We start from the raw sequence: 22,681 nt of genomic DNA, 5'->3' as shown, positions 1-22,681 counted from the left end.
AGTAGCGGTGTTTTTTACGCGAGCAGACTAGACTTGAGGTGATGAAAACTGCCTGCTTCGGGTGGTTTGAAGGCGAGGTAAACGTTGTGCCACTAGCTGTGCGTTTGAGTCAGTTTTTCAATCGCAAGGGAATCGACTTCCAGTGCTTGCATCATGACCGGGTCGATAGCTTGGCTATGGCGATTGCTGCCAGTGGTGTTCCCGCTGATAAGGTGGTCATGGCCACCTTCCTGATCGATCTCAAAGGTGTGGTCATGGCGGTTCACCCCTATCAGGCGACGTTGGATGTGGATGCCATCTGCCGTTCCACGGGGCGGCGACTGCAGACGCTGACCGCCACTCAGGCGGATCGGTTGTTTCCAGACTGCGAAACCGGGATGCATCCGCCCATCGGTGCTGCGTACAGTGTGCCCGTCGTAGTTGAGGAAGCGTTGCTGTCGGCGGAGGTGTTTTACATGCCCAGCGGCTGTCGTACCACGCTGCTGGAGATGGATGGCCGTAGTTTCCGCTTGGCGATGGCGGGTGCGAGTCGGGCGCGTTTTTCGATTATGCAGCCCGTGTGCGACTTGTCCGAGAAGACCGTCTGTAGCGGTATTACCCTGGAAGACATCGCTGCCCGCCTGCAAAAGCTCTACCGATTACCGGCCATGCCGGCGATTGCGTTGCGTATTCTCCAGTTGACGGCGGACGACAATGCATCGGCACGCGAATTGTCGATGCTGATCGATCACGATCCGAGCCTGGCGGCGCAGATCATGCGCTATGCCCGTTCGGCGTTGTTCAATTATCAGGGCGATATCCAGAGTGTCCAGGATGCGGTGACCCGCGTTCTCGGTTTTGAGCGCGTTGCCCATATGGCAATGGGGATCGCGGCTTCCAGGGCCTTCAACGTGCCGCGTGACGGCATGTTGGGACTGGATGCTTTCTGGCGTCACAGCCTCTATTGCGCCTATTTAAGTCAGCGGATTGCTGAACGGGCGAACCCCGCCCTCAGGATGGATCCGGCGCTGGCCTATCTGTGTGGCCTGCTGCACAACTTCGGCCTGTTACTGATCGCTCACCTGTTTCCCCCGGAATTTCGGCTGCTGAACAAGTTAAGGGATGCGAACCCCGAGCAGCCGTTGGCGTCACTCGAGCAGCAGGTTTTCGGCATGGGGCAGGCGCAGGATGTCCTCATGGTGGGACATGGTGCTATCGGCGGCATTCTGCTCAAGCTCTGGCAATTACCGGAAGCCGTCATCAAGTCTGCTGGTATGCATCAGCATGTCGGCTATCAGGGAGAGCACGCGCCTTATATTTGGACAGTGCAACTGGCGAATATCCTGCTCAAGCGTGAAATGGTTGGCGACGAATTCAACGAAGAAGCGCCTGAAGGCTTGGCTGAGTCCCTTGGGCTGGATGAGCAGGCACTGGGCGAACTGATGGTCTGTACCGAAGAAGCTGCCGGTGAGCTGGACGCCTTGGCAAACGCGCTCGCGGCCTGATACTGCAAGGGTTTTGCTGCTGCTGGCAGTAGCTTCATGCCAGTCTCCGCTGTTACCAGATGGGTTGTGTGCCAAACGGCACTGACGGCTCTTGGTTGCAGGCTCCCCTTTCTCTCCCCCCTTCCTCTTCGTATAATGCTCCGCTCAGCAAAATCTGATGGGGCCGGAAGTGGGGGCGCACCAGTTGGACCTTCCGGTTGTTGAAGACCCGAATCCCCCAATACATAACAAGAATACGGCGAACGGGCCGGGGCCATCTTTTGGGTGGTGAAACGTCGGTTGCGTGCCACATGAGATATTGATGTGTCGAGCGACATGGTCGCCGATACGTAGCCAATTAGGGAGTCAGATCCAGGATCTGACATGGGGCATTGTTGGTGCAGTGATGTCTCCGATAAGCGGTACGGGCTCCGGAAACGGTGCTTTGCCGCATGACCCAGCCATTTTTTTCAATGAAGGGGAGCAAGCCAACCATGAAAGTGATCCTGTTAGGTGCACCCGGTGCGGGCAAGGGAACTCAAGCCCAGTTTATTACCGAGAAGTTCGACATTCCGCAGATTTCAACAGGCGACATGTTGCGTGCCGCTGTTCGGGCGGGTACACCGCTGGGACAAAAGGTCAAGGAAGTCATGGCCAGTGGTGGGCTGGTTTCCGATGAAACCATCATCGCACTAATCGAAGACCGGATTCAGCAGGACGATTGCCGTAACGGTTTTCTGCTTGATGGCTTCCCGCGGACTATCCCGCAAGCGGAAGCGCTGCGCAGCCAGGGAATTGCCATTGACTACGTGGTTGAGATCGCCGTCGAAGACGAAGAGATCGTCAATCGACTGTCCGGACGTCGAGTCCATGAGGGCAGCGGTCGGATCTATCATGTCAATTACAATCCGCCCAAAGAGTCCGGTGTCGATGACGTGACCGGCGAACCCCTGATCCAGCGGGAAGACGACCGCGAGGAAACCGTACGTAAGCGCCTGCAGGTATACCACTCTCAGACTGCACCGCTGGTTGGCTACTATCGCGACTGGGCGCAGGCCGCGCCGCTTGAAGCGCCCACCTATGTCTTGGTCAAGGGTATCGGGTCTGTCGACTCCATCCGCGATCAGATTTTTGCCCAGCTCAAGTAAGGCCGCAAGCGTCCGGAGAGCCGATCTCTGGGCGCTTTGCCGACTCAACGCCAAATGAAACTCCTCGCCCTGGACACTACTGCCGAAGGTTGCTCCGTTGCTCTGAACCTGGACGGACAGATCATCGAGCAGTTCGAGAATGCGCCGCGCATGCATACCCGTCGCATTATGCCCATGATCCGCGAGCTGTTGCGGCAGTCCGCTCTGAAACCTGCCGATCTGGACGCCCTGGCCTTTGGGCGGGGGCCTGGGTCGTTTACGGGGTTACGTATTGCTGCCGGCATCGTGCAAGGGCTGGCATACGGGCTCGGAAAGCCCGTGCTGCCGGTTTCCTCGCTGGCCGCGACGGCATTGGTGGCTCGTGAGCAGAACCCAGGGCCGGTGGCGGTGGCATTCGATGCGCGCATGGCAGAGGTCTACTGGGGAACCTTTCGGGTTGAAGAGGGAAGGGTGCAGCCTCTCGAGGAAGAACGGGTTTGCCCACCGGACAGGCTTTCCTTACCGACGATAGGTGGAGACGAGCGCTGGCTCGGAGCCGGTGCCGGTTGGCTGCTATGTGACGAGATGCCAAAGTCGGTCTGCGACGCAGTGACCGAGCGTTTGCTGGAGGCTATACCGACGGCTGGTGCGATTGCCCTGCTGGCCCAGCAGGCCTGGCTCGAGGGCGCGGCGATCGATGCCGCTCAGGCTCAACCTGTCTACCTACGCGATGAAGTCGCTTGGCAGAAGATGCCGGGGCGCTGATATGTCACTGTTCCACATTTTTTTCCTGGCGCTAATCCAGGGCTTTACCGAATTCCTGCCCATCAGCAGTTCCGCCCACCTGATCCTACCTTCCACGTTGTTGGGGTGGCCTGATCAGGGGCTGGCGTTTGACGTGGCCGTGCATGTCGGCACCCTGCTGGCGGTTGTTTGGTACTTTCGGCAGGATATTGTCCGGCTTATTCGGGGAACGCTTGGGAGTCTGGTGCGCCGGGAGTTGGATGCGGGTGGCCGTCTGGGGCTGCAGATTGTCCTGGCTACGGTACCCGCCGGACTGATCGGTATCCTGCTGGAATCGTTCATCGAGCAGCACTTACGGTCCGGGCTGGTGATTGCGGTGGCGACCATTGTTTTCGGTCTCGCTCTTGGTTGGGCCGATCGCCGTGGTTCGGAAAAGCTGCCCATGAGCGAGTTGGGATGGCGAGCGGCGTTGTTGATCGGTCTGTCACAGGCATTAGCCTTGATTCCCGGCACTTCGCGCTCAGGGATTACCATGACCACAGCATTGCTGCTGGGGTTTCAGCGTCAGGCTGCGGCACGGTTTTCCTTTCTGCTGTCGATACCGCTGATTGCGGCTGCCGGTCTCCTGAAAACACTGGAGCTGATTCAAGCGGGAACCGGTGCGCATTGGGGGCAGGTGGGTCTGGGGGCTCTGCTGTCGTTCGTCAGTGCCATCCTGTGCATCCACTTCTTTTTGCGTTATTTGGATCGCTTCGGTTTTATGCCTTATGTGGTGTATCGTTTGTTGTTAGGCGGTGTACTGCTGGTTGTGTTGCTATAATCCATTATTGGCTTGTCCCTGAAAGAAACCTTGCCTAATTGCCCGGCCTGATAGGCTGGAGGAAGTGTCGGTTTATGGTGGGTGGTATCAACGGTGTTGGCCTGCCGGTCCCTGTACCCGATAGGGTGCGACGGGAACCGCCGCGTCAGCCCGATGCATCGACGGCCCCTGAACGGGTAACGTCGAAAAACGATCAAAACACCACCGGTCAGAATGCGACCGGGGGGCGTACGCGTACATCCAATCGGCCCGTTGAAGAAAGTGCATCCAGTGAAGGGGTTCGGTTACAGCGCTTCCGTGCCGACCAGGTGCCTTTGCGTGGCCTGCAGGCCCAGAAGGCCTATACGGATGTTGCTACCCAGTCCCAGACGCAGGGTGTCGAGATTGCCGGTATCGACGTCCGCGCCTGATAGTCATTTCCTATCCCTAAGTGCCTCATGAAAAACACTGAAGATTCTGTTGGAGCAGCGCTGCTGGGCGTCGCCTGTGGTGAGGCGTCATTGGCGCCTGAGGCTGAAGGCTGGGCGCAGCGACTCCAGTTGCCTTATCTGGGCCCTCAGGCGCCACGAGAGATGGCTCCAGGGGGTCTTCTGGTTTGGTTGGATCATCAAGGTTTGGCTTTGAGAGTCACCGGCCGAGGTGCCCCAGGACCTGTCATTGTCGATTTTTCCGGCGGCAAGGCGGCTTTTCGCCGTTTGCATGGCGGTGGCCGCGGGCAGTTGGTGGCCAAGGCTGTAGGGCTGAGTCGTGCCCGTCGTATTCCGTCTGTGCTCGATGCCACCGCCGGGCTGGGTCAGGATGCCTTTGTATTGGCCACACTGGGTTGCTCGATGTTGCTACTGGAGCGCTCCCCCGTGGTCCATGCCCTGTTGGAGGATGGTCTGGCGAGGGCGTCGCAAGACCCGGAGCTGGCGCCGATCATCGCACGAATGAAACTTCAGGCGGCGGATGCAGCGGGCTATCTTGAGGCCGCCGAAGAGGTAGCTGATGTCGTGTACCTGGACCCGATGTTTCCTCACCGTGGACAACAGTCTGCGCTGGTGAAAAAGGAAATGCGCGTCTTCAGGGACCTGGTGGGGGACGATCTCGATGCTGACCGGTTATTGCCGGCGGCATTGCAGGCGGCACGTTGCAGGGTGGTGGTCAAGCGTCCACGCAAGGCGCCGCCCCTGGCGGGGCCGGCGCCCTCCCATGCGCTGGAAGGCAAGAGTAGCCGTTACGACCTTTACACCCTGCGCGCCCTGGACTGAATCTGCCTTAGGACTCCATCATGGTGACCTGAAGGATCGACTGGCGCATTTCTACGTTCAAGACCAGCCGCGCATCTTCCGCAACTTCGTCCAGTCCCGAGGTGTAGATCAGCTTGCCATCGTCGTCGGTCGTCAGTATCTCGTTTTTCTTGAGATGGTGAATGAAGTTGCGGAACAGGGCCTTGTCGAAGAATTCAGGCGCATTGAGTCCGAACAGAATCGACATTCTCTGGGCCATCAGGCTGCTTTGTTCCTCCAGTTCGGCCGCGGTAATCTTCCCTGACCCCTGTTTGCGGAGAACCGCGATGCTGATGTAGTAGCGTTCTAGGATCTGGATAATGAAGCGCGAAAGTGCGCGCAGGCGTACGGCCTGTTCGGAGCCGGTTACCGGCCGATAGACAACATTACCCTGAAGCGTCAGCAGTTCTTTCTCGATCATGATATCGATCCAGTGATCGATCACCGCCTCGACTTCTTCTGCCGACCAGCGCAGGAACAGCTCTGCCTTGATGTAGGGATAGATGGAGCTGATCAGGAAAACGATGCGCTCGCGCTCCAGCGTGCTGTTGTTCTGGAACATGCACGCAATCAAGGCCGGAATCGCATACAGGTGCTGGATGTTGTTGCGGTAGAACGTCATCAGGATGGCGTTGTTGCCTTCCAGTGTGATGATGTCGCCCAACTGCTGTTTCTGGCGCTCGACCAACCCCATGATTTCCGCGTAGTGAATCCATTCCTGCCCCTTGCCGACGGGGATGGTGCAGTATTCGCTATAGGGCGAGGCACGCATGAACTCCGCAAAGAACTCCATCTGTCGCGCCAGCATGCGTTCGTCCATGGCCAGGCGTTCGGTAGACAGCATGACCAGGGCGAGAAGATTGACCGGATTGATCGCCGCCGCTTCATTGATGTGGGTGGCGACCTCGACGGCGAGGTTATCCACCGCTTCGCCCAGCCATTTTGGACGGTACTCGCTGTCGTAGGCTTCCTGGCGCCAGCTGGGGCGCTCCTTATCGAGGAAGGCGGCCAGCGGGATGGGCTCACCGAAGTTGACCGCGACGCGCCCGAAGGAGTTGCGCAGCGAGCGCAGCGATTTGAAAAGTCCGAAAACGCTTTCTTTCTGCTTCTTGCGTCCTCGTAATTCGCCCAGGTACGTGCGCGCCTCTAGAACCTTTTCGTAGCCGAAATACACGGGGACGAATACCAGGGGCTTTTGATGGTCGCGCAGGTAACTGCGCACGGTCATTGCCAGCATGCCGGCGCGGGGCGACAGCATGCGCCCGGTACGGCTGCGACCACCTTCGACGAAGTATTCCACGGAATAGCCGCCGGAGAAGACGAAGTGCATATACTCGTTGAAGACGGTGCTATACAGCGGATTGTTCTTGAAGCTGCGGCGCATGAAAAAGGCTCCGCCACGACGCAGGATTGGGCCGACAATGGGCATGTTGAGGTTGATGCCTGCGGCAATGTGTGGCGGTGTCAGTCCGTTTTTGTACAACACATAGGACAGCAGCAGATAGTCGATATGTGAGCGGTGGCAGGGCACGTAGACGACGGTCTGGTCCCGTGCGATCTCCCGCACGGTGTCGATGCGATTGATGGCGATACCGTTATAGATCCGGTTCCACAGCCACGACAGGATCGTCTCCAGGAAGCGTATGGTGGCGATGGACATATTGGAGGCGATTTCGTCAGCATATCGCCATGCTTTCATCTTCACTTTTTCCGGTGGCAGGTCGTCCTGCTTGGCCGCTTCTCGAATGGCGTCCTTTACCGCCGGTGTGCGAATCAGGGATTCCACGAGGGTGCGGCGGTGCGATAGGTCCGGGCCGATCACGGCTTGGCGAACACGGCGGAAATGAACCCTCAAGACCCGGGCCAGTTTGCGGGTGGCGCGTTCCTCGCTGTCCGGGAACTCGTCGACGACATGCCGCAACGAGATCGCTTTGTTGAATTGGACGAATGTCGCCCGGCCGTGAATCAGGATGACCAGCAGTTTCTGCAGTCGACCGGCGACAGACCAGCTGTCGCTGAGCAGGAGTTTGACCAACGAGCGTTCTTTGTCCGGTGCACGACCCCAGAATAGCGACACGGGGACGATCTGCACGTCCAGCGACGTATCAGCGACGGCTGCATGGACCAGCTGCTTGAGGCGGCTGGTCAGGGCCGGCGTGTGGCGCCGTTGAAACAGGCGTCCTTGACGCTGATAAAGGAAAAAGAACGAGCGGCGGGGACCGTCGGGAAACGTCATGGGCTGCTGGGAAGACGGCAGTCCAGCCCGAAGAACCTCCTGTTCGAGCACCAGGCGGCTTGAGAGGGAGCTGTATTGTAGTACGTAGCAGATCGGCTTGTTCGGATCGAGTTCGAGCTCTTCTCGGCTGGCACCGACAACATCGGTCCTCACCCAGAGATACAACAGCTTACGCAACAGGGTAAAGAACCAGGAATTCCACCCCAAGTATTTGATCATGCAGGCTCCACGAAAGCGACGCGACAAGTTCCGGACAAGTGTACTGGGTTGGCACAGGCAGGCAAAGTGCAGCGATGTTTCTGGCCTGGAACGCGTCTCGTCGGTCGCCGCTGAAATGGAACGGAACTGTGACTTGCTTCGCGTTTTTTGAGAGTGTCCTGTCTCGTAGAGATCTTGATGGGATTGGTATCCTTTTATGGTCTGCCGGGGCAGGACACACTCGGAACACCGTTAATATTGCGAAGATGTCACTTGCCAGCCAAATGGGCCTTTTTTATAGTCCGGCAAACCAAGAAAGGCTTGAATAGCCTTCAGTGACGGCCCGGCAAGGCGCGTTGATGGCTCAAGCCAGGACACGTCGCGACAGTACTGGTCACAGTCAACGCCCGTCGCTGTCATCGAATCGTTATAACAATAATAGAGCGTTGCCACCTGACTGGTTGGCAGAGCACCTTCCATGGCGGGGTTCCGGCCCTGTTGCCTTCGCGCTGCACCCTGTCGTAGTCGGCATTGTGACCGTGACCGAACGGTGTTTCTGCGGTACCTGATAGCCGGGTGGCACAGAACTTTTTGCTGCAGAACAGGGTGAACGGACCATGATTGATGTCACGGGCTTGACGCGCAAGTTCGGTGATTTCACCGCTGTCGATAACCTCACCTTCAGGGTCGAGCAGGGGGAAATTCTCGGCTTTCTGGGGCCGAATGGCGCCGGGAAATCCACCACCATGAAAATCCTGACCGGCTTTTTGACGCCGTCTTCCGGTGCTGTGTCGATTTTCGATCACGACGTTGTCCGTAATCCCGTGAGTGCCCAGAGAGAGATCGGGTATTTGCCCGAAGGTGCGCCGGCGTACTCTGACATGACCGTCAGCGCCTTCCTGCACTTCATCGGCCAGATTCGTGGGCTGCGCGGTACCTCGCTGCAAAATCGCTTTCAGGAAGTTGTTGAACAGGTCGATCTGGAGCCTGTCCTGACCCAGCGTATCGAAACCCTGTCGAAAGGATTCAAGCGCCGCGTCGGTCTGGCCCAGGCGTTGTTGCATGACCCCCGTATACTGATTCTGGACGAACCCACCGACGGGCTTGACCCCAACCAGAAACATCAAGTCCGTCAATTGATCCGCAATCTGTCCCGTGACAAAACCGTGATTATCTCCACCCACATCCTGGAGGAGGTGCATGCGGTCTGCACCCGTGCGCTCATCATCTCCGCCGGTCGCATTGTCGTCGATGGGTCGCCGGAATATCTGGCGAGCCTGTCACGCTACCACCAGGCCGTGCACCTGAGGTTCACCGGTGAAGGCGTTCGTGCTGAGGCGTTCCTGTCGTTGGAGGATGTGGCCGACGTTGAGGTAGAGCGTGATGGCCTTACCATGACCGTTTTCCCGCAGCCGGGCTGCCGGATTTTGCGAGGCGTCAACGAACTGGCCCAGGCGAACGGGTGGCGCATCGAAGAGTTGTATGTGGAGCAGGGGCGTCTGGATGATGTCTTCCGTAAGCTAACCACGGGGGAGGCGGCATGACGGGATTGTCGGTGATTGTGCGCCGAGAGCTGTACGGCTACTTTGCGACGCCGGTGGCTTACGTCTTTACGGTCATCTTCCTGGTACTCTCCGGTGTGTTCACCTTCTATCTGGGGCATTTCTTTGAACGCGGTCAGGCGGATCTGCTGTCGTTCTTCAATTTCCTGCCCTGGTTGTACCTGGTGCTGATTCCCGCGGTGTCCATGCGCCTCTGGTCAGAAGAGCGTCGCAGCGGCACCATCGAATTGTTGCTGACGTTGCCGGTCTCCATCGGTACCTCCGTATTGGGCAAGTTCCTGGCGGCATGGTTCTTTGTCGGTGTCGCGCTGGCGCTGACGTTTCCGCTTTGGATAACGGTCAACTACCTCGGCCATCCGGATAATGGTGTCATCAGTGCCACCTATATCGGCGCCTGGCTGATGGCCGGGGGCTTCCTGGCAATCGGTTCCTGCCTGTCGGCGGCTACGCGGAACCAGGTGATAGCGTTCATTCTGACCTTGGTCGTGTGCTTCCTGTTTGTCGTCACCGGTTTCCCCATGGTGCAGGACCTGTTCACCCCCTGGGCGCCAACCTGGGTGATCGACGGCCTCAGTGCCCTGAGTTTTCTTGGCCATTTCGATGCCATCGCGCGGGGGGTCATCGAGTTACGCGACCTTCTGTACTTCCTGCTCACGATCGTGACCTGGCTGCTGGCCACCGTGATCGTGCTGAATCTGCGCAAGGCGAATTAGGAGGCTGGTCCGGTGAGGCATTTCATGAAGTCCGGTGTCGGCCTGGTTGTTCTGTTTGTTGCCTTTCTTGTATTGGCGGTATTGATCTCCCTGGATTTCAAGGGCGATCGGCTGGACCTGACCGAGAATCACCTTTACACCCTGTCGAAAGGTTCAAAAAGCATCCTCGACGATTTGAAGACACCGATCACGTTGACGCTCTATTTCTCCAATCAGACATCGACCAACCTGCCGGCCCTGCGTTCCTACGAGGCGCGGGTTCGTGAACTGCTCGATGAATATCAGGCGAATAGCCGTGGCCTGATCCACTTTCACGTGGTTGATCCAGAGCCATTTTCCGATCAGGAAGACACCGCCACTGAAGCAGGTCTGCAGAGTATTCCGAAGGGGAATCAGGGAGATAAGGTCTTTTTTGGCTTGATCGGCAGGAATCAGGCAGGCGACCAGCAGGTGATTCCGTTTTTCCGGATCGATCGCGAGACCAGCCTTGAATACGACATCACTAAACTGATCTACACCCTGGAGAATCCGCAGGAACCGGTGGTGGCTGTCATCTCCGGGTTGGACGTCAACGGCGGGGTGGATTTCGCGACGCACAGCCGTAAGTATCCCTGGGCGGCGATTCAGCAGATGGAAGGCCTTTTCGACGTGCATTGGCTGGGCGATGACGTCGCGAAGATTGGTAAGAATGTGGATGTCCTCCTGCTGATCCACCCTACCGACCTGAGCGACCAGACCCGCTTCGCCATTGACCAGTATGTGCTGAACGGCGGCAAGCTGATTGCCTTTTTCGACCCGAATTCAGAGGCCGCCGGCGACAATTCGGGCATGGCAGCTGCGCCTCAACGCCGTTCCGATTTGCCGGAACTCCTCAAGCATTGGGGGGTACAATTGAGTCAGGATTTTGTCGGCGATTACGACAACTCGTTGGTGGTGGGTGTGGGCCCGCAGCGGCAGCCGATGCGACATATCGGTTTGCTGGGTTTGACCCGGGAGGATTTCGCCAACGGCGACGTTATTCTTAGCGGCTTGGACAATATCAACCTGTCGACAACCGGCTACTTCAAGATCCTGCCAGGGACCGGGCTGAAGGTGCAGCCGTTGCTGTATAGTAGTCGGAGTTCGATGCCGATCGATACCCACAAGTTGTTGACGCTGCAAACGCCCGATCAGCTGATGGATGGCTTTCGACCCACCGGGAAGCGCTACGTCCTGGCGGCGCGCATCACCGGCAAGGCAACCACGGCATTCCCCAACGGCGTGAACGTCAAGGTGCCTGCCCCGGCCGACAAGTCGCCATCCACTGACAAGAGTGGGAACGCGCCGGGCGCAACCAGGATGGTCGAAGAACACCTCTCGCCCACCCGGACGAGTGGTGACATCAACCTGATGGTGGTGGGGGATACCGATGTTCTTTCAGACCGGCTCTGGGTTCGTATCAACGATTTCTTCGGCCAGCGAGTCGCTCAGCCATGGGCGGACAATGGCAGCTTCCTGATCAATGCCCTGGACAACTTCGCGGGCAGTAAGGATCTGATCAGTATTCGCAGCCGCGGGCGTTACACCCGGCCTTTCGTGAAGGTGGAAGCGCTGCGCCGGGATGCCGAGTCGCGTTTTCTGGAGCGGGAAGAGGCACTGAAAGACAAGCTCAAACAAACCGAAGACAAGCTCGATGCGCTGCAGAAGAAGGCCGGTAAGGGGAACAAGAACCTGCTGACACAGGAGCAGAAGAGCACTATCTTGCAGTTCCGGGAAGAAAAGCTGAAGATTCGGAAGCAGTTGCGTGATGTTCAGCATCAGCTCAATAGTGATATCGAAGCGCTGGGAGCGAAGCTGAAACTGATCAATATCGTCATCGCGCCGTTGTTGCTGACGCTGCTGCTGGCGCTGATTACCTGGTGGTGGCGTCGGAGTTTCCGTCGATAGCCTGTCGACTGAAGCTCAGCAACGGCCGCACATCGAGATTTCACTATGACAGATTTGGTACCTGCCTGGTCGCTGGAACCGCCGACACCGGATGAGACGCTGTTGGTTTTCGCCGGCCAACGCCTGCTGCTCAAGGACCAGCGTCCGCTGTGGTCTGTTTCCGACTGGGCATCTTCTCTCTCCGACCCTTGCCGGAGCATTAACCTGTTCCCGATTGGTGAGCGGGGCGGGCGACGTGTGCATGTTCTGGGGCTGGATGCCGCAGCAGCACCAGAGGGTGTCGAGGCCATCGATTTGAGGCGCTTTCTGGCGCAGGCGAGCGCCGAGGATTGGGAGCTGGTCGGAACAGCCTCAGAGTTGCTGCATTGGTGGCAGGACCATCGGTTTTGCGGCCGTTGCGGCACCCCTACAAAGCCGCACCCCGTCGAAAGGGCGCTTTGGTGCGAACCCTGTCAGCACCGTTGGTTTCCGAGGGTGTCTCCCTGTGTCATCGTGGTGATCCGACGTGACGACCAACTACTGTTGGCCCGAGCGCCACATTATCCGGAAGGGATGTTCAGTTTGATCGCGGGCTTTATCGAGCCCGGTGAGTCTGCTGAAGAGGCCGTCGCCCGCGAGGTGCTCGAAGAAACCGGCTTGCAGGTCGCCAATCCCCGTTATGTCGCCTCCCAGCCCTGGCCTTTTCCTCATCAGTTGATGTTGGGGTACATGGTTGATTACGTGGCTGGCGAGCTGGTTTTACAGGAAGACGAATTGGCCGACGGGGGCTGGTTTTCAGCCGACTCTCTGCCCCGGATTCCGGGTGTCGAAACCATTGCTGGCCAGCTGATTCGAGCTGCTTTGGCATCGCAGGATGGTGTGGACAAGGTGTTATGACCGCAAGAGTGCCGGGGGCGGAGGTGTCTCCCGACGTTGAGGCGACGCTGCATGAGGCGGGAGCTCCGCGGGTGCTGGTTTTCGATTCCGGCATCGGAGGGCTCAGCATTGCTCACTGCATTCGCCAACGGTTACCCTTCAGCGATGTGGTGTATCTCGCCGACAATGCCCGTTTTCCTTATGGAGAGTTACCGGAGGAAATGGTCGTCGATCGCTGCGTTTCTCTGGTTAGCGCTCTGGTGTCCACCGAGCCGGTCGATATTATTGTCATCGGTTGCAATACTGCCAGTACGGTCGTGCTGGAGCCGCTAAGGGCTTGTCTGTCTCAGCCGGTAGTAGGTGTCGTGCCGGCAGTCAAGCCGGCTGCGCAGGCAAGCCTCAGTGGCCGTATCGGGTTACTGGCGACACCAGCCACGGTGCGCCGAACCTATCTCAATGATCTGATAGAGCGCTTTGCAGCGCACTGTGAGGTTACTCGGGTGGGGAGTTCAGAACTGGTGCGGGAGGCCGAGCAGTGGCTGGCTACGGGTACATTGAAGGCCGATGTGGTCGCGTCGGTTATGGCACCCTTGCGAGCTGCTGGCGTGGACACAATTATCCTTGGCTGTACGCATTTCCCGCTTATCGCCCACGCGTTGGCTGAACAGATGCCGGCGGATGTGCAATGGATAGACTCCGGCGACGCTATTGCCCGACGAGTGGAAAGTTTGTGGATAGCGGCTGAGGGTAAGGCCCGGAAGGCGTCTTACGGTGGTGGTCATCGCTTCTATTTTACGGCTGATGCGCCTGTCCGCCTGGATAGCTATCTTGTCGCTTCCGGTTATCGCTCTCCGACAATCTTCGGCAACTGGTCGCCCGACGCCAACTGACGGTTTTGCCAACCGCACAGCGTGGCGTCGGCGGACGCCGTTTCTAGGCTTGTTTCTCTCCCAGAATCGACCAGAACATCTGCATGTTGAGTAGCTTGAAGTGCTGTGGCGTGGCCACTTTCAAGCCGAGCTTTCGCATGTGCTCGGGGTAGTTGTAGATTTCATGGAAGGCATTGCCCGCAAGCAGGCAGAACAGTGACAGGGCGGCGTACCAGTAGGCCTTTTTGAAGCCGCGGGCCACGAGATTGCCGGTAGGGTAGGCAAAGTCCCCAACAACGACCTTCGCATTTGGTTTGCCCAGCTTAATCAGATGCTGCAGCACCGTCACCATGGTGTCTTCGTCGAAGACGTTGAGGAAGAAATTGGCGATGACCATGTCGAATTCGCCAAATTCGTCGAACTTGAGGATGTCGCTGTGCACCTTGCGAACCTTTGCATCCGGAGACTGCTCAAGGCGGACGTCCTCGAATTTGCGCAACATCGTCTCGGACAGGTCGACGACGGTGACGTCTGCGCCCAACTCCGCCGCTTTGATCGCATCGCGGCCATGGCCGACGCCTGCAAACAAGACCTTGGTGCCGGGGCTGATGGTGTTTTCGTTGAGCATAGCGGTCTTGCATTTAAGAATGTTTTTTCCGCTATAGAGCGTGCTCAGCATGTCATAGATGGGGCCGATAACCTTATATTTATCCCGCATGATCGAAGCTGCCTGTCCTGAGAGTCGTTCCGGCAGTCTGAACATCTCCCTGGAGGTGTGAAGACTGCGTGGCCATTTTGTGTTGTCATTATGCCGACGGTTACAGAGCGTACGAAAATGATTGCGAAAAAGCTGTGGATCAGCCCGCAAATCTGTGGCACTTGTCGAGGAATCGTGAGCTGAATCAGTATATTGCAACGGATTGTTTGACAATAAGATGGTTGCAATTTGCAGATTTATCCGGGCTTTGATCTAATTGTGAGCTATAAAGGGTAATTGTTGGCGTCACATTTTGTGTTTGACATATGTGAGTATGAGGCGGCATGGCGATCCGAACCCTATTTACCCTGAGGCTTTTTTTCCTGACCGCCTTTCTGGTGACGGTGGGGCCGGTTTATGCCTCCACGATCAATTATCTGGTCGTGCAAAGCAGGAGTGAGCCGTTTCAAGTGGCGAATGCGGGTAAAAGTGCAGGCGGTATCATCACTGATATCGTTCAGGCGGTGTTTGCCGGCTCAGCCTATGATCTTCGCGTCAGGGTCCTTCCGGTTAATCGGCTGATTTTCACGGTCAACAAGGGGGTGTTCAACAACTGGGTTGCGTATGACGCCAAGCCCTGGCCACACTTGAAGCGTCGGGAGTTGTTGATAAATGAACCACTGTTTCGCGTCCACCATGTTGCCCTGACCTGTCGCCGCGATTTCCCGAAGCTGTCCAGTCTGCGGGATCTGGCAGGGCTGCAGCTGGCCGTACTGAAACATTTCGACTATCTGGGCTTGGATAAGGCCCGTCAGGCGGGGCTTGTCCGCGAGGTGGGCGTCAGCGATTACGAGTCCGGTATTCGCATGGCGGCATTGGGGCGGGTGGATGGTTTCGTCGAAATGGATATTCGCTTGCGCTACCACCTGAAGCACTGGAAAGGACAGCGTCCAACCTGTCTGCACAGGGTCGATTTCAGCGCGATCATTCCCGATTACGACATCTATCTTGCGGTAGACCGTAACATGCCCTCTGAGGATCGCCGTTTTATCAGCGAGCGCTTGAGCGTATTAAAGGCAAACGGCACTATCGACCGCATCGTGGAGCGGTATCTGGGGCAGCGAAAAGGCGAGTAGCGGGATTTCCGGCAGCGCGCTCATGAGCGCCTGACCGTTAACCCGCCTTGCTGATACGAACAGACTGGCGCTGGCCTGTCAGCAAACCCCCGATTTCTTCCGCCGGTCGCGCCGGTCCGTAGTAAAAACCTTGAACCTGCTGGCAACCCAGTTCGCGTAGATATTGCAGCTGTTCGGCGGTCTCCACACCCTCTGCCACGATATCCAGTCGTAAGCCATGTGCCATGGCAACAATGGCGTTGACGATGCAGGCGCCATCTTCGCCGGCCCGGATGCCGCGAATGAAGGTTTGGTCCACCTTGAGCGTATGAATCGGGAGCCGGTGCAGATAGCTGAGCGAGGAATACCCCGTGCCGAAGTCGTCGATCGCGATGCGAATGCCATGGGCCGCCAGCTCCTGTAACTTGCGGCTCATTTGCTCCAGATCGTTCATGATCACGTTTTCAGTGATCTCGACTTCCAGGTTTTCCGCCGGGAAATTGAAGTGATCCAGTTGGGCCAGCAGCTGTTGAACAAACCGGGGATGTTCGACCTGGGAGGGTGAGAAATTGACAGCCAGTCGTACTTTCTGGTTGCCGTCCGACAGCCAGTCCCGAACCTCCCGGCAGGCCGTGCCCAATACCAGCTGACTCAGGTCGCCGATGAGTTTGGTTTCCTCGGCCAGGGGCAGGAAGTCGCGGGGGTAAAGGAGTCCGCGCTCCGGATGCTGCCAGCGCACCAGGGCTTCGACCCCGACGATATGCCCGTCGATTGCGCTGACCTGTGGCTGATAGAAAACACGCATTTCGTTCTGTTCCAGGGCGCGACGGAGATCGCGCTCGAGGCCCAGGCGGTGAGTCGTGTTGTTGATACTCATGGCATCATTAAAGAACTGGTAGCCGTCCTTGCCGCGTCCTTTAACGTGGTACATGGCAATGTCGGCGTTCTGGATCAGTTGATCCATGCTCTGGCCGGCATCAGGGAATACGGCGATACCGATACTGACGCCGACAAAGACTTCATGTTCGCCCAACTGGAATGGTGCTTTCAGTACGCTGATCAGCTTGCGGGCGATCTTGCGCGCGTCTTCATGGCTTGAGATCGCCGGGAGCAGGAGCGTGAATTCGTCGCCGCCGAAACGCGACAGGGTATCGCCGCGACGCAAGCAGCTTTCCAGTCGCTGCGACACGGCTTGAAGGAGGCGGTCGCCCATCGCATGGCCCAGGGTGTCATTGACGACCTTGAAGCGATCCAGATCCAGGAACATGACCGCCAGCTTCTGGCTGTTCCGCCGGGCATGGGTGATGGCGAGGTTGAGGCGGTCCTTGAACAGGGCCCGGTTGGGCAGGCGCGTCAGAAGGTCGTGATAGGCCTGGAAGTTGATGAAGGCCTCGGCTTCCTTTCGTTCGGTAATATCCCGGGCGGTTCCGTAAATCTGCGCATCGACGTTATCCGCAACGCCATCGGTGGCTTTCATTCCCAATGCATTCCCGTCCATGGGGAAAGCCGTGATCTCGAAGTGGCGGTTGGCCTTACGGCTGCCCCGGGTCTTCAGGCGTAGTTCGATGGTGCGTGGGTTGGTGGCGTTGATGTTGGGGTCCTGGAACGTGTACATCGCCTTGGCGACATCCTGGTCGTCAACGAGATGGCGGAAGTGCCGACCCAGCAGCTCGCCACAGCTGTAGCCCAACAGGGCTTCCACCTTGCTGTTGAGGAAGCAGAAACGCCCGTCGCTATCCAGCATGAAAACGATATCGGGGGAGCTGTTGACGATATAGCGGTGCAGTTCTTCGGATTTGCGCAGGCGGTGCTGGACGTCATCGTGGGAACGTTCCAATTGCCGTTTGGAGAGGGCATTGGTCACGGTCGCGATCAGCTCATCCGCATCGAAGGGCTTCTTGATGTAATCGTAAGCACCCCGCCTCAATGCACGGCTTACGGATGAGAAGGATGATTCGCCGCTGACCACCACGGTCGCCGCACGAATGTCCCGGCGATTCATAAAGTCCATGACTTGATGGCCATCCATGTCGGCCATACGAAGGTCCAGCAATACCAGGTCATAGTCGCGCTGCGTCAGCAACTGACAGGCTGCTTTGCCTCCAAGCGCGGCATCGGCATAAAAACCGCGCTCTGAGAGCAGCGTGATCAGGCTTTGTAGCAGCCGCGGCTCGTCATCGACAACCAGGATGTTTGCATTGGACTCGATCGGTCGTGAAGCCTGCTTAGCGCTATCCCCATTCATGGCTTTCATCTTATTGGGTTATCGTCAGGTTTCCTTTTTATCCTGCTTGTCGCCGGATACGGCCGGCAGCAGGATCTGGAAACTCGTGCCGTCGCTTCCGGTGCGACAGCTTATGATGCCCTCCATGTCATCAATCAGTTGTTTCACAATGCTCAGGCCGAGGCCGCTATGTCCTTCGCCTTTGGTCGTCTGTACCGGGCGGAACATGTTCTGGCGGACCGACTCGGGTAACCCGGTGCCACTATCGCTGATCGATATTTCAATCCAGTTGCGATGCCCTTGCCAGATCGACGGACTGGTGCGGATCTCGAGTTCACCGCCTTCCGACATCGCCTCGACCGCATTGCGGACAAGGTTAACCAGCACCTGCCGGAGAGGACCGCGTGTCGCGTGGGCGGTTACCGGGGCCTCTGACAGCTGCAGTTGGCAGTGCACATCATGCGCCGCAAAGAGCGAATCCTGCAAAAGGTCGGCCAGGTTGCGGACTTCCGTGTTGATATCCAGTTCCGCGCCTTCAGGTATTTCCTCACGGGTATCGCGCAGCTGCAACAAAAGGTCTGCGGCCCGCTCGAGCTCTTCGCGGACGACTTGCAGGTCCGCGCTGACGGATTCATCGTCGCTCAGCTTATCCTGCAATGTGGACAGGTAGTTGCGAATGATGGTCAGCGGGTTACTGATTTCATGGGCGACCCGGCGAACAACCAGTTCCTGCTCCATACGCTCGAGAGAACGTGCGCTCTGATCAGTTTCCCGCTCTTGCCCCAATTTGACGCGTAATTGGCCTGCCTCGCGAGCGAACAGTGCCAGCAAGTCGAGGCGGGCTTTCGGAAGAGGGTTATCGATACCCGCGACGACGACGCCCAGGCATTGTCCCTGGTGCTGCAGCGGCAAGTAGATAAGGTGGGCGCGCTTCAGGAGGTGACCAAGTTGTTGGTCGACGATCGCCGGTTCGACACCGTCGTCATAGGTCGTCAGTATCCGGCCTTCGGCCGCACAGATTGCGATGAGGCTTCGTGCCGGTTCGCGAGGAAGGCGCAACGATAGTTCGGGCCAGGAGGAAATCGCCTGGGCGGTCAGCCATTCGCCGTCAATGGCGAGGACAATGGCTGGAGCGTCACACAGGTATTCGACGCTGGTGAGCAGTGCGTTGGAAAATTGCAGGTCGTCAGTGGAACGCCTCAGCGCCGTGGTGGCCTCGTTGACGAGCCCGTGATTGAGCAGTTCTGTCAGCAGTGCCTGACGGACGTCCAGTGCGTTGCTATCCCCCTCCAGGGGAATCGAAAGCGATTCGGCCAGCGAGGCAACTTCCTGATCGATACGCGAGCAGATCTCGCGGGTCAGGGCGGCGGTCAGGCCGAACAGAGTCCTTGCCGCCTCCATGCCGCGGTTGTCCGACATGGCCAGGCGCGTGGACAGGTTGATCAACTTGACCAGGTGCGGTGTATCCCAGATCTCCTCCGGGGGCGTCTGCTGATAGCGGATGGCATCAGCGACGAGCGGTCCCAGCTCCCAGCGCTCAGCCAGCTTTGCCCCGGCCTCTGCGTGAGGCGAGATTTCAACATCGTTTTCAGTACCGGCAGCGGCCATTTTGAGCGCCATCAGCTCGCCGATATTGTGCAGCATGCCGGCGAGATAGGCTTCGTCCGGGGCCGGGTAGCGGGTGAGCACTGCCAGGGTCCGGGCCATAAGGGCCGTTGCCAGGGAGTGACGCCAGAAGTCGCGAAGCTGCTGCCAGTGGTCGGCCCCCAGGTCCTGCAGGAATTGGCGCAGGGCGGCCGTGATCACCAGGGTTCGCAGGTTTTCGATTCCCAGACGCAATAAGGCCCGCTCCAGCGAGTTAACAGGCTGGCCGCGATTGAAATAGGATGAATTGGCCAAAGCCATCACTCGCGACGATAGCGCTGTGTCGCTGGCAATCAACTGCCCCAGCTCGCGGTAGTCAGCATCGTTGTGGCACGCATGCAGCATGCGCAGAACGATCTGGGGCAAGCTGGGCAGATCACCGTCGGCGGGTGACGACATGAGATAAGCCCTGATCATAGGTATGACGTTTTAGTCGATTATTTTCATTTTAATGTACAAAGCTTAGACAATACCTGACGCAAATTAAATATTTAATGAAGCTTTCTAAGCATTTTCATGAAAAATGCAAATGTTGAACTGTAAAATGTGATCAAGTGTTCAGTTCTTCGAACTGTCGTATTTGGCTTCAGCGTGTAGAATGATGATACATGGAACCCTACGAGTAGATGACGTTCAATGTATAAGGCTGAATTCTCTCCCCGCGCGTTGTCGGAGGAGCATGAGGCAGTAGTACAGCCTGCTGCGCAGTCTCCCCAGCCACGTATTTCGGATGAATCGTCGATGTCGCCAGCACCTGCCTCCCACCCCCGCGTTTTTGCCGTGACCGGTGGTAAAGGTGGGGTGGGTAAGACATCAATCGCTCTCAATCTGGGTCTGGTGCTTGCACGGCAGGGAAAGAAAGTGCTCCTGCTGGATGGCGATACAGATCTGGCCAATGTCAACATCATGCTCGGCCGCTATCCGCAATATACCCTCGAGCATGTCGTCAGCGGTGAACGTTCCTTGCGAGAGGTTGTGCTGGCGGTCAATCACGGCCTGCATATTATTCCCGGCGCCTCCGGCGTCCAGCGTTGTATTCGGATGAGCCGGCATGACCGTTACCGGTTGCTCGAAACCCTGGCGCGGATGGAGCGTCAGTACGACTATGTGATCATCGATACGGCGGCTGGTCTGCAGGCGCCGGTCCTGCACATGATCGCTGCGGCAGCGATGGCCTGTGTGGTCGTCACACCGGACCCGACCTCTCTGACCGATGCCTTCTCCCTGTTGAAGTTGATGCGGCGCCGGGGCTATCGGCGCGATCCGGGGATTGTGGTCAATATGGCCCGGGGCTCCTCCCAGGCGCAGGCTGTTTTTCGCCGCTTCTCGGCAGCCGTGCAGCGTTATATCGGTTTTCAGCCCCATTATCTGGGGGCGATCTGGCGCGACGAGACGATCGCGCAGTCCATTGCCACGCAGCGCCCGGTTGCGCTGCTGGATGAATCGGATCCGTCGTGCCGGCAGTTCTGGACGCTGGCGGATATGGTCGAAGTTCGATGCTCGCAGCTGGATGCGAAGGCAGGTGGTTTCGCGGCGTACTGGCAGCGTCTTGCAAAACGGATGCAGGACAAATCGGCGCCGGCTCCGGCGCCCAAGCCCGAGGAAAAGGCGATGGCAGGCGATACCCGCTCTCATGCCGCCGCCCCTTTGCCCGCGTCGTCTCAGAGCGCTCAGCAGCAAGCTGAGCGCCTTTGGCAGGAATGGGGACAGCAGCTGCAGTTCCTAATGAACAATCCGGAAAGCACGGCTTTACAGCGCTACCAGGGGTTGACCTTGTGCCTGGAATTGCTGGGCGAAAATATGGACGAAGATACCATCGAAATTTTGCAGACAGGTCTGGCCTCCATGGACTGGGAGAGCCTTTCGGTTTCCCAGCGCGCGCATTTTTCAGCCCATCTGCGTCAATTGGCCGATCGCGTAGAGCCGCCTCTTTTTGAGCGGCCGGCCGGTCGTTCCCCCGACATAAACCCGCGCCCGATGACAAAAGACAAGCGCTCTCCGTCCTATGACGAGTCGGCTTTTGGTTCCCAGGAGGCGCTGCTTTCGCAGCTCCGTCAGCAACCGGCCGGAACCTCGATCAGCAGCCTGCTGGAGGCATTGGGCCGGCCGCATGACGAATCTCTGGAGCGGGTTTTCCGCTCGCCGGCGATGATCCTTCGCCGGGAACCTCCGGCCGGAGACCGTTGATGACGTCTGCCGGGTCGCCCGGCTTCGCCGAGTCCTCAGGCCTGGCGGAATCTGTTGTACAGCTGGTCTCGTCCGGGGACCGGTTGGTGTGCAGTTTGTTGCGTCCGGCGGGAGAGGAACCCTGTGCGGCGATTGTCATGTGCCATGGCGCCCATGGCCGTCGGGAACAATTTCTCGCGTTTGCCCGGATGCTGGCGGAGTCCGGCATGGTGGTCTTGCTGCCGGATATGCATGGACACGGCGAGAGTGGCGGCGCGCGTTATCATGTCTGCATGAAAGAATGGGTTCCGGATGTTCGCGCCAGCCTGGACTGGTTGTCGGCGCAGGCATTTGTCGATCCGGATCGACTGGGGGCTTTTGGTTTTTCCTCTGGGGGGACTGCCGTCCTGGAAGCTGCCGCCGTTGATCACCGCCTAAAGGCATTGGTGACCCTGGATGCAACCGTGCGTTCGGTGGTCAGTCCCGCCGAGCGGTACTTCCTGCTTTTTTGCAGTTGGCTGGGGTCGCTGAAGCAACGTTGGTTCGGCAGTAATCTGCACCTTCCCTTGTATCCGTTAGCGCGCCGTGCGCAAACGGCCGTGGACCCCAGTGTCCACGCTGCCGTTTTTGATGACCCTGAAATGCGCGAAGCCTATTGGCGCTATCCATTGCCGGGTGCATTGGACAGCTTGATTGTGGACACACTGTCCCGCGTGGATCGTATTACGGCACCTGTCTGCGTTATCCATGGTGCAGATGACAAAATCGATCCGCCGGCCTCTGCACATGCACTTTTTCAGTGCCTACGCTCGGAAAAAGCCCTTCATTTGATCCCCGAATCCGGTCATATGGGTCACCTGGATCCTCAGCGGGAACTGATCAGCCGCCTGGTGCGTGACTGGTTTGTAGCCCGTTTGCCCGCCTGATCGCCGGACCGAAACGTGCGCGTTGCGGTCGCCGAATAAAGTGTTGGCGTTCAAAGGGATATCGGACACAAAACCGTCATGCTGTACGGCTAGTCTCACGGACTCGGTCGTTCTTAACCTGTTTGCTT

The 22,681-nt window shown here is 58.0% G+C and carries 19 protein-coding genes; 14 read left to right on the top strand and 5 right to left on the bottom strand.

Annotated features, from left to right (window positions below; translation table 11 throughout):
- Positions 1-86: 86 nt before the first annotated feature.
- The 6 genes from CLR77_RS11290 (at position 87) to CLR77_RS11265 (ending at position 5,404) form a co-directional block, all read left to right on the top strand.
- A complete protein-coding gene (locus CLR77_RS11290; protein WP_097461002.1) occupies positions 87-1,484 on the top strand; it encodes an HDOD domain-containing protein in 1,398 nt (465 codons plus the stop codon).
- A gap of 473 nt (positions 1,485-1,957) precedes the next feature.
- Positions 1,958-2,611 carry an adenylate kinase gene (gene adk, locus CLR77_RS11285; RefSeq protein WP_097460751.1) on the top strand — a complete coding sequence of 218 codons (654 nt, stop codon included), beginning with the start codon at positions 1,958-1,960 and terminating at the stop codon, positions 2,609-2,611.
- A gap of 54 nt (positions 2,612-2,665) precedes the next feature.
- Positions 2,666-3,355, top strand: coding sequence for a tRNA (adenosine(37)-N6)-threonylcarbamoyltransferase complex dimerization subunit type 1 TsaB (gene tsaB / locus CLR77_RS11280; RefSeq protein WP_097460750.1), 690 nt, complete (start codon positions 2,666-2,668; stop codon positions 3,353-3,355).
- 1 nt (position 3,356) lies between these two features.
- Positions 3,357-4,154 (top strand): undecaprenyl-diphosphate phosphatase, encoded by a 798-nt coding sequence (locus CLR77_RS11275; RefSeq protein ID WP_097460749.1) that lies wholly within the window; start codon positions 3,357-3,359, stop codon positions 4,152-4,154.
- A 74-nt stretch (positions 4,155-4,228) separates the two neighbouring features.
- Positions 4,229-4,564: a hypothetical protein gene (locus CLR77_RS11270; protein ID WP_097460748.1), complete on the top strand. Its 336-nt coding sequence runs from the start codon at positions 4,229-4,231 to the stop codon at positions 4,562-4,564.
- A gap of 27 nt (positions 4,565-4,591) precedes the next feature.
- Positions 4,592-5,404 carry a class I SAM-dependent methyltransferase gene (locus CLR77_RS11265; protein WP_097460747.1) on the top strand — a complete coding sequence of 271 codons (813 nt, stop codon included), beginning with the start codon at positions 4,592-4,594 and terminating at the stop codon, positions 5,402-5,404.
- 7 nt (positions 5,405-5,411) lie between these two features.
- Here the strand turns inward: CLR77_RS11265 and plsB are convergent, their stop codons facing one another.
- Together plsB and CLR77_RS20020 are read right to left on the bottom strand one after the other, a co-directional pair.
- On the bottom strand, positions 5,412-7,877 hold the full coding sequence (gene plsB, locus CLR77_RS11260) for a glycerol-3-phosphate 1-O-acyltransferase PlsB (RefSeq protein WP_097460746.1): 2,466 nt from the start codon (positions 7,875-7,877) through the stop codon (positions 5,412-5,414).
- 231 nt (positions 7,878-8,108) lie between these two features.
- Positions 8,109-8,336 (bottom strand): hypothetical protein, encoded by a 228-nt coding sequence (locus CLR77_RS20020; RefSeq protein ID WP_143269407.1) that lies wholly within the window; start codon positions 8,334-8,336, stop codon positions 8,109-8,111.
- 137 nt (positions 8,337-8,473) lie between these two features.
- Between CLR77_RS20020 and CLR77_RS11255 the strand changes: the two genes are divergently transcribed.
- Genes CLR77_RS11255 through murI form a run of 5 tightly spaced genes read left to right on the top strand, consistent with a single transcriptional unit; the run spans position 8,474 to position 13,802 of the window.
- Positions 8,474-9,400, top strand: coding sequence for an ABC transporter ATP-binding protein (locus tag CLR77_RS11255; RefSeq protein WP_097460745.1), 927 nt, complete (start codon positions 8,474-8,476; stop codon positions 9,398-9,400).
- The gene (locus CLR77_RS11250) at positions 9,397-10,131 is read left to right on the top strand and encodes an ABC transporter permease subunit (protein WP_097460744.1); all 735 of its coding nucleotides are present in this window, start codon (positions 9,397-9,399) and stop codon (positions 10,129-10,131) included. The genes CLR77_RS11255 and CLR77_RS11250 overlap by 4 nt, the downstream gene beginning before the upstream one ends.
- 12 nt (positions 10,132-10,143) lie before the next feature.
- Complete coding sequence (locus tag CLR77_RS11245) at positions 10,144-12,057, top strand: Gldg family protein (protein WP_097460743.1); 1,914 nt, start codon at positions 10,144-10,146, stop codon at positions 12,055-12,057.
- 45 nt (positions 12,058-12,102) lie between these two features.
- Entirely contained in the window at positions 12,103-12,933 is an 831-nt protein-coding gene (gene nudC, locus CLR77_RS11240) for an NAD(+) diphosphatase (RefSeq protein WP_097460742.1), read from the top strand.
- Positions 12,930-13,802 carry a glutamate racemase gene (gene murI, locus CLR77_RS11235; protein ID WP_097460741.1) on the top strand — a complete coding sequence of 291 codons (873 nt, stop codon included), beginning with the start codon at positions 12,930-12,932 and terminating at the stop codon, positions 13,800-13,802. Before nudC ends, murI begins: the two co-directional genes overlap by 4 nt.
- A gap of 43 nt (positions 13,803-13,845) precedes the next feature.
- Here the strand turns inward: murI and CLR77_RS11230 are convergent, their stop codons facing one another.
- Positions 13,846-14,499 (bottom strand): class I SAM-dependent methyltransferase, encoded by a 654-nt coding sequence (locus CLR77_RS11230; protein ID WP_097461001.1) that lies wholly within the window; start codon positions 14,497-14,499, stop codon positions 13,846-13,848.
- Between the two features lie 323 nt (positions 14,500-14,822).
- Here CLR77_RS11230 and CLR77_RS11225 point away from each other — a divergent pair, with 323 nt between their 5' ends.
- Positions 14,823-15,614: a substrate-binding periplasmic protein gene (locus CLR77_RS11225; RefSeq protein ID WP_097460740.1), complete on the top strand. Its 792-nt coding sequence runs from the start codon at positions 14,823-14,825 to the stop codon at positions 15,612-15,614.
- A 37-nt stretch (positions 15,615-15,651) separates the two neighbouring features.
- On the opposite strand, the gene CLR77_RS11220 is transcribed toward CLR77_RS11225, so the two are convergent.
- Complete coding sequence (locus tag CLR77_RS11220; RefSeq protein ID WP_227519884.1) at positions 15,652-17,847, bottom strand: putative bifunctional diguanylate cyclase/phosphodiesterase; 2,196 nt, start codon at positions 17,845-17,847, stop codon at positions 15,652-15,654.
- Between the two features lie 15 nt (positions 17,848-17,862).
- Positions 17,863-19,860, bottom strand: coding sequence for an HDOD domain-containing protein (locus CLR77_RS11215; protein ID WP_158227182.1), 1,998 nt, complete (start codon positions 19,858-19,860; stop codon positions 17,863-17,865).
- Between the two features lie 237 nt (positions 19,861-20,097).
- Between CLR77_RS11215 and CLR77_RS11210 the strand changes: the two genes are divergently transcribed.
- Together CLR77_RS11210 and CLR77_RS11205 are read left to right on the top strand one after the other, a co-directional pair.
- Positions 20,098-21,648, top strand: coding sequence for a MinD/ParA family ATP-binding protein (locus CLR77_RS11210; RefSeq protein ID WP_227519883.1), 1,551 nt, complete (start codon positions 20,098-20,100; stop codon positions 21,646-21,648).
- Positions 21,648-22,553, top strand: a complete 906-nt coding sequence (locus tag CLR77_RS11205; RefSeq protein WP_097460737.1) for an alpha/beta hydrolase — start codon at positions 21,648-21,650, stop codon at positions 22,551-22,553. The genes CLR77_RS11210 and CLR77_RS11205 overlap by 1 nt, the downstream gene beginning before the upstream one ends.
- The last annotated feature ends 128 nt before the right edge of the window (positions 22,554-22,681 follow it).

Source organism: Mangrovitalea sediminis (assembly GCF_002514725.1).
Taxonomy (GTDB): domain Bacteria; phylum Pseudomonadota; class Gammaproteobacteria; order Pseudomonadales; family Oleiphilaceae; genus Mangrovitalea; species Mangrovitalea sediminis.
This window is presented reverse-complemented; position numbering and strand designations above follow the sequence as displayed.

What these genes read in the sequence shown, in the direction of transcription:
- CLR77_RS11225 (WP_097460740.1), top strand. Translation starts at nt 14,823, where the DNA reads ATGGCGATCCGAACCCTATTTACCCTGAGGCTTTTTTTCCTGACCGCC.
- CLR77_RS11205 (WP_097460737.1), top strand. Translation starts at nt 21,648, where the DNA reads ATGACGTCTGCCGGGTCGCCCGGCTTCGCCGAGTCCTCAGGCCTGGCG.
- CLR77_RS11230 (WP_097461001.1), bottom strand. Translation starts at nt 14,499, where the DNA reads ATGCGGGATAAATATAAGGTTATCGGCCCCATCTATGACATGCTGAGC.
- CLR77_RS11255 (WP_097460745.1), top strand. Translation starts at nt 8,474, where the DNA reads ATGATTGATGTCACGGGCTTGACGCGCAAGTTCGGTGATTTCACCGCT.
- CLR77_RS11275 (WP_097460749.1), top strand. Translation starts at nt 3,357, where the DNA reads ATGTCACTGTTCCACATTTTTTTCCTGGCGCTAATCCAGGGCTTTACC.
- murI (WP_097460741.1), top strand. Translation starts at nt 12,930, where the DNA reads ATGACCGCAAGAGTGCCGGGGGCGGAGGTGTCTCCCGACGTTGAGGCG.
- CLR77_RS11210 (WP_227519883.1), top strand. Translation starts at nt 20,098, where the DNA reads ATGTATAAGGCTGAATTCTCTCCCCGCGCGTTGTCGGAGGAGCATGAG.
- CLR77_RS20020 (WP_143269407.1), bottom strand. Translation starts at nt 8,336, where the DNA reads ATGGAAGGTGCTCTGCCAACCAGTCAGGTGGCAACGCTCTATTATTGT.
- plsB (WP_097460746.1), bottom strand. Translation starts at nt 7,877, where the DNA reads ATGATCAAATACTTGGGGTGGAATTCCTGGTTCTTTACCCTGTTGCGT.
- tsaB (WP_097460750.1), top strand. Translation starts at nt 2,666, where the DNA reads ATGAAACTCCTCGCCCTGGACACTACTGCCGAAGGTTGCTCCGTTGCT.
- CLR77_RS11215 (WP_158227182.1), bottom strand. Translation starts at nt 19,860, where the DNA reads ATGTCGTCACCCGCCGACGGTGATCTGCCCAGCTTGCCCCAGATCGTT.
- adk (WP_097460751.1), top strand. Translation starts at nt 1,958, where the DNA reads ATGAAAGTGATCCTGTTAGGTGCACCCGGTGCGGGCAAGGGAACTCAA.
- CLR77_RS11250 (WP_097460744.1), top strand. Translation starts at nt 9,397, where the DNA reads ATGACGGGATTGTCGGTGATTGTGCGCCGAGAGCTGTACGGCTACTTT.
- CLR77_RS11270 (WP_097460748.1), top strand. Translation starts at nt 4,229, where the DNA reads ATGGTGGGTGGTATCAACGGTGTTGGCCTGCCGGTCCCTGTACCCGAT.
- CLR77_RS11220 (WP_227519884.1), bottom strand. Translation starts at nt 17,847, where the DNA reads ATGAAAGCCATGAATGGGGATAGCGCTAAGCAGGCTTCACGACCGATC.
- nudC (WP_097460742.1), top strand. Translation starts at nt 12,103, where the DNA reads ATGACAGATTTGGTACCTGCCTGGTCGCTGGAACCGCCGACACCGGAT.
- CLR77_RS11265 (WP_097460747.1), top strand. Translation starts at nt 4,592, where the DNA reads ATGAAAAACACTGAAGATTCTGTTGGAGCAGCGCTGCTGGGCGTCGCC.